This window comes from Aeromonas sp. QDB31 (assembly GCF_027707605.1).
Taxonomy (GTDB): domain Bacteria; phylum Pseudomonadota; class Gammaproteobacteria; order Enterobacterales; family Aeromonadaceae; genus Aeromonas; species Aeromonas media.
Genome location: NZ_JAPCIX010000048.1, coordinates 1 through 3,416 on the forward strand (window position 1 = coordinate 1; position 3,416 = coordinate 3,416).

The 3,416-nt window shown below is 54.2% G+C and carries 4 protein-coding genes; 1 reads left to right on the forward strand and 3 read right to left on the reverse strand.

Annotated features, from left to right (window positions below):
* Positions 1-309 precede the first annotated feature (309 nt).
* Positions 310-603, reverse strand: a complete 294-nt coding sequence (locus tag PG898_RS21410) for a type II toxin-antitoxin system RelE/ParE family toxin (protein WP_442866324.1) — start codon at positions 601-603, stop codon at positions 310-312.
* A gap of 256 nt (positions 604-859) precedes the next feature.
* Between PG898_RS21410 and PG898_RS21040 the strand changes: the two genes are divergently transcribed.
* Positions 860-1,141 (forward strand): HigA family addiction module antitoxin, encoded by a 282-nt coding sequence (locus PG898_RS21040; RefSeq protein WP_270824991.1) that lies wholly within the window; start codon positions 860-862, stop codon positions 1,139-1,141.
* 107 nt (positions 1,142-1,248) lie between these two features.
* Here PG898_RS21040 and PG898_RS21045 read toward each other — a convergent pair whose 3' ends face one another.
* Both PG898_RS21045 and PG898_RS21050 read right to left on the reverse strand, forming a co-directional pair.
* Positions 1,249-2,301 (reverse strand): plasmid recombination protein, encoded by a 1,053-nt coding sequence (locus tag PG898_RS21045; protein WP_270824990.1) that lies wholly within the window; start codon positions 2,299-2,301, stop codon positions 1,249-1,251.
* A 241-nt stretch (positions 2,302-2,542) separates the two neighbouring features.
* Positions 2,543-2,782 carry a plasmid replication protein RepB gene (locus PG898_RS21050; RefSeq protein ID WP_270824989.1) on the reverse strand — a complete coding sequence of 80 codons (240 nt, stop codon included), beginning with the start codon at positions 2,780-2,782 and terminating at the stop codon, positions 2,543-2,545.
* Between the last annotated feature and the right edge of the window lie 634 nt (positions 2,783-3,416).

Consider the following 3,416-nt stretch of genomic DNA (forward strand, 5'->3'; position numbering starts at 1 on the left):
TGAGGATTCCCCGTTCGGCCCGACCCCTGCACCCGCTCGACAACATCAACATGCTTCCAATTCGAGCGGATACGACTAATCGCCATTGGCAGGAGCCAACGGTAACAGGTTTCGGGCGAGAGACTACTTGATCGATAGGGCCGTAGGCCGCTAAACTGAAAGGGTCTTACGGTAGCTGCTTCCGCCCGAAGCTGTTACCAGGTACAGAGAGCTCCAACTCAACGTACCTTCGAACAAACCACCTTGCCGGGTGGTTTTTTCGTTTCTGGCGAACAGGTTACGCTGGATCCGCAAACAGCGTCAATCCGCTTAGTGCGGATCCTCATAATCAACCGCATAGGCGTGACCATTCTCAAACTCAAACGTAATGCGCCAGTTCCCCGACACATCCAAGGACCAGCGAACAGGGCTAATGCCCTTGTACGAATGCAATCTTTTGCCTGGCAACCTAAGGTCATCAATCTCTGTTGCAGATTTGAGCGCAGCAATGATCACCCTTACCGCATTAACATGACGAGAGTCTATCTTCGAATGATCCCCCTCACTAAATGCCTCTAACCGTTTCGACTTATAACTTTTTATCATTCTTAAAACCCTCTTCATATTATGATGATTTATTGCAAGCCTCGTGTTGCGTTTAAGAGGGTAAGTCAGTTATTATTAATACCGACGTAGTAAACCCCAAACCCTCCCCAAAAGAAAAACCCAAACCACTACCACGTAAAAAAAAGTGATCGGATGTACCATCTTAGCACTTTTGTAGCTAAAAGTAAAGGACTTGCTAGGTGCGCAATGCGCATCACGTCAAGACAAATAAAGCAACCGATATGCAATTAATTATGAATAACAGGAGCTCGATATGATGAACAATATGCACCCAGGGGAATTCATCTCCCTTGCATACATGGAGCCTCTTGAGTTGCAGGCCGCAGATCTTGCTGAACGCCTTAATATTTCACCATCAACGTTGAGTCGTATTATCAATGGTAAGATGGATGTCAGCTATGAAATGGCTGTCAGGTTGTCGGCTGTTCTTGGGAGAACGGCTGAATCTTGGATCAACCTTCAAGCCGCATATAGCCTTGAAAAGGCAAGGTCAAAGATAGATGCCAACTCGCTCAAGCCGCTCTCCTTTGCCTGACCAAAGCCCGATTTCTAGCTACAAGAAGCCCTTACTCAGGAGATGACTAGCGAAGTCTGTCAACTCATAAGCAAGGGCTGGCAAGCGTAGCCAGGGCGGTAACTCCATCATGGCCTCGGCTTACGCGTTGCAGCTTCAGCCAACTCGGCCTCCCCACCAAAGTTTGGGACCGACTCTCCCCTATCTCTGGCCTCATCCTGAGCCCGCTGCATATGCGCTTTTATTCCATCCAAAAGCATCCCTCGCCCAGGCTGAGCCTGCGTTTCCGGCATCGAAAATAGCCGTGCTAGCGGCCCCCTGATGAGGTCTGGCTCATAGCCCCACCCTCCGGTATCAAGAACCCCCTTGATCGCAGCCATAACGGCTCCTACGCGCTCCAAAACCAGTTTCGGGATCTCCTTGAGCTCGCGCCGCAGCCTATCGCGCTGCCGAGCCATCTCACTCAACTCGGCTTTAGCCGCCTCCAGCTGGATCCGAGCCTCAGCCAACTCAGTTTTGACGGCCTCCAACCCCCCATAAAACGCCTTTATCTCGGTGTGATGGGCACCGCTTTTCCTCACCCCGCGGGTCAGGCCAAACGGCACACCTACCCGCTCAGCAAACTCAGTCTGAAGCCGCTGACTGGCCTCCAGCCCCGTAAAGTGTTTGCCGTTCAGCACGGTGGCCGGCTCTACCTTGAACTCCCTCACCTCTCGGAGCTGCGAGCCGTCAGGGGCCTTACCCACCACGACAGACCGCTTTCTGGTGCTCCCCGGTGTCTGCACCAGGGGCACGTACACCAGGTGCATATGGGGGTTTGACTCATCCATGTGGATAGCCCCATGCACGAAATTGTCTGCTCCCAACAGCTCATCCAGGTACTCCCTAGCCGCTCTGAAATACCCTGCCTGGTCAAATCCAGGAGCCTGCATGGACTCTGGGCTGGCGGTCACGATGTACTCCAGGGCAACCACCGGATCCTTGGCCGTACTTTTGCGAGTCACCTTGGCCAGCGTTCGAGAAAATGTCGGCACCCCCCCACCAAAGACCTGATTCAACGACTCTTTGCTGGGGTCTGCATTTGGTGGTTTAGATGTCCGGTCGTTGTGATTGATCGCCGCCTTAACGTGCCCAATGCTCTTCAGCTTTTTGTGCCGGATAATGACGAATTTTTTAGCCATGGGTTGCCTCTAAAACTCCGAACCATGAGTGGATGATACCCCCACCTCCTGCTTGTGGAACACAAGCAGGACACTCACTAGCCCCCTTGTGCTTCGCTTACAAGGGGGCTGGACTTGAGCAAGGGGGATCCCCCCCCTTGACCCCGTGCCCCTGCGGGGCACAAAAAAACCCACCGAAGTGGGGCTGTGCAAAGCAGATTGTCTTTTCCTATCGGCCCCCGCGAAGCGGGTCTGTTGGCCCTTAGCGACTGCTCAGGTCGATCTCGATACGCCGGAACCCAATGGCATTGGCAGTGTTCGCGGCAGCGTCCATCGAGGAGAAAACTCTCCAACCTCCGCGCTGCCGTTCGATGACCTCGGTACCACCTTTGCCGAAACGCACCAAGTGGAGGTGGAACCCTGACCCCATGGGGGTTGGGGCAATCATGGCCTTACTGAACCCGCCCAGGTCGAAGACCATCTTGGCTTCCTTTTCCTGCATGCGTCAATCTCCAAATTCGATGAGTCATTCTGACAATTTGATTTTGGCATCAAAGCATCGATTTCGCAATTTGATTGGTCGAATTTAGGAAATGATTTGTGATCTCGCGGAAAGACTAGGGCAATGGGACTATCGTGCAACGAACAAGCCCCAAAACAACACGCTCCGTGGGTAACTGCTGCCGCCCACAAGCCGAAAAATGGCATGTGGACGGACAGGCGCAGTTACCCACCTCGCCAAGATCCGCGCTTTTTTTTGTTGTTGAAAGGCAGGGCAGAGGACACCGGCGAACCTATCCTTCGCTGCGCTTCAAGATAGGTTCGCCCTCCTGCTTGGCTACGTTAAAAATGACGTAGTTACGCTGGATAGCTCGCCTTGCTCAGGACTATCGAGGCGGCTTGCTGCCGCTCCCCCTCACGCGCTCCTGAGACACACCGCGCCACTCTGCACCTGCTTCAGTCCCTACCTGTGGGCCGGACTGCCGCGCCGTTTTTATCGAGCTGGCCGTGGTTGATTCCCCGTTGCGCTCGGTGCTGGTGCCCCAAGGTTGCGAGCCCTGGGAGGCTATGGTGCGCGTCGCACGCTGGGCCGTATGTGAGGATTCCCCGTTCGGCCCGACCCCTGCACCCGCTCG